At 45.0% G+C, this 2328-nt stretch carries 1 protein-coding gene; it reads right to left on the bottom strand.

Features of this window, described 5'->3' with window-relative positions:
- Positions 1–104 precede the first annotated feature (104 nt).
- Positions 105–2300, bottom strand: coding sequence for an alpha-galactosidase (locus DW657_RS17180; RefSeq protein WP_118313558.1), 2196 nt, complete (start codon positions 2298–2300; stop codon positions 105–107).
- Positions 2301–2328: the final 28 nt, after the last annotated feature.

Raw genomic sequence — 2328 nt, 5'->3', positions numbered from 1 at the left:
GAAAGTTGCATTTTTCTTTCAAATTTAACGCTTATAAACACTTTTCGCGTTTCAAATTCTTTCTTCTCCTTATTATATATATACGCGCGAAAGAAAACCGGCCTTTATTGAGCCTCCAAATAGAGAACACGAGAAGACCAATCGTTCTTTTTACCCCAGTCAACATTATGCTCCAATGGCATTTCCAAGCCATGTTCCATCAAATACTTGCCAGAATATGACTTACCCTCGCAAGCCAAAGGAGTATTATCGATGACATCAAGCTCACGTACCTTATACATCTTGTTTGCATCCAGACCAGCCATCTTAACGATAGGAAGGTGCGCATTATAGAAGTTAGCAAGCTTCCACCAGTAGAACACAGCCTTATCCTTAGCCTCGCTTACATACATGATAGAAGACAGACCCTGGTTGTCGTATGGGGAAACCAAACGGTAAAGATCGCCAAACTGTACAACAGGGCGAATCTCCTTGTATTCAGAGATAGCCTTTCGACAGAGAGCCTTCTCCTCATCCGTCATATTCTTTGGCTGGATTTCCATTCCAAGACGTCCGCTCATAGCTACATCAATACGATACTTCAAGGAAGTTGTGCGGAATACGGTATGGTTTGGCACAGCAGAGATATGACTTGCCATAGCTATAGCTGGGAAGAAGTAGCTGGTGCCATACTGCATATAGATACGCTGCAGGGCATCGGTATTATCACTTACCCAAAACTCATCAAAACCACGGAGGCATCCCCAGTTGGCACGAGCACCACCACTGGCACAACACTGGATAACGACATTCTTGTACTTAGCACGGATACGATCGATAACCTTAGCAAACCCCTGATGGTATGCGATATAGAGATGACTCTGATCAGCGGCAGAAAGATACTGACTACCATGATTCATGATAGCCATATTGGCATCCCACTTGATGTAGGCAATCTCAGGATACTTAGTAAGCAAATCATCTACTACACCAAACACGAAAGCCTGCACCTTTGGATTACCGAGATCAAGAACCAGCTGAGTGCCACCACGACCAACTACCGCATCACGCTTAGGCGCCTTGATCACCCAATCAGGATGCTTCTCGTAAAGTTCACTTTTGGTATTAGTCATTTCCGGCTCAATCCAGATGCCGAACTTCACGCCATTCTTCTTGGCATCACGAAGCAGGCCTTCGATACCGTCAGGCAATTTTTCGGTATCTACTACCCAATCGCCCAAAGCAGTATTATCTTTCTTGCGAGGATATTTCTTTCCGAACCATCCATCGTCCATTACGAAGAGCTCACCACCCATGCTATGGATATCAGCCATCATCTGATCCATACCCTTCTGGTTGATATCGAAGTAAACACCCTCCCAAGAGTTCAAGAGGATATCACGCTCCTGATCACCATGAGCAAGCACGTACTTACGACCCCACTTATGGAAGTTGCGGCTAGCACCGCTCAAGCCCTCATTGGAATAAGTAAGCGCAAGAGCAGGAGTCTTGAAAGTTTCACCCTTCTTGAGATGATATTCTGAATTCTGCTCATTGATACCAGCAAAGAAATAATGATATTCTGTATCATCAGTTACAGTCTTAAGCTTATAGTTTCCGCTATAGGCAAGTGCAGCACCTATAACGGCACCCGTATTCTCCTGTCCCTTTCCATTGAGAGAGAACATCACCTCGGCATGATCGGTATGAGAATTACGCACACCATCATTGTTACGGATGACAAACTCGCCTGGCTGCAACTTCTCATGACTCAACTGAGCCTCTGCAGCCCATGTACCAGAGAGATGACTCATCCATACATCACCACGGCGGATAGGAAGCATAGCTGATGCAAAGGTAGTCAGCGTAACAGTACCCTTCTCTCCATTACTGATTTCAGTCCAAGCCTCAATCATATCCACATCCTTATAGGCACGGTACTTCAGATCCACCTTGATATTATAAACAGGATCCTTGAGATGGATGGTAGTAACTGTGGCATTAGCCTCCTGCTTCACATCGCTACCGGTAGCCACGAGAGCAGTAGAAAGATTACCATCGCTGTGACGCATGGCGAGTGCAGCTTCTACAGGAGTATTCAGACCGTATGCAGGATAAGCATCCATACGACCATTGGTAGCTACTGTGAGATTCTGCAAATCAGCAGCGTTCAGCTTAGAACCGAAATAGAGATACTGTGCAGGTTTTCCGTTCTCCACATCGAGGATGAGCGAAATCCCTTTACTGTTTACCGAAACCTGTTCTGCCATCGCAGGCATGGCGATAGTCATCAGCAAGAGTGCAAGTGATTTTAATTTCATCATTGTATATTGTTTTTTTTTATTATCT

It is taken from the genome of Prevotella sp. AM23-5 (genome assembly GCF_003473645.1).
In the GTDB taxonomy this organism is placed as follows: domain Bacteria; phylum Bacteroidota; class Bacteroidia; order Bacteroidales; family Bacteroidaceae; genus Prevotella; species Prevotella copri_A.
This window is presented reverse-complemented; position numbering and strand designations above follow the sequence as displayed.

What these genes read in the sequence shown, in the direction of transcription:
- DW657_RS17180 (WP_118313558.1), bottom strand. Translation starts at nt 2,300, where the DNA reads ATGAAATTAAAATCACTTGCACTCTTGCTGATGACTATCGCCATGCCT.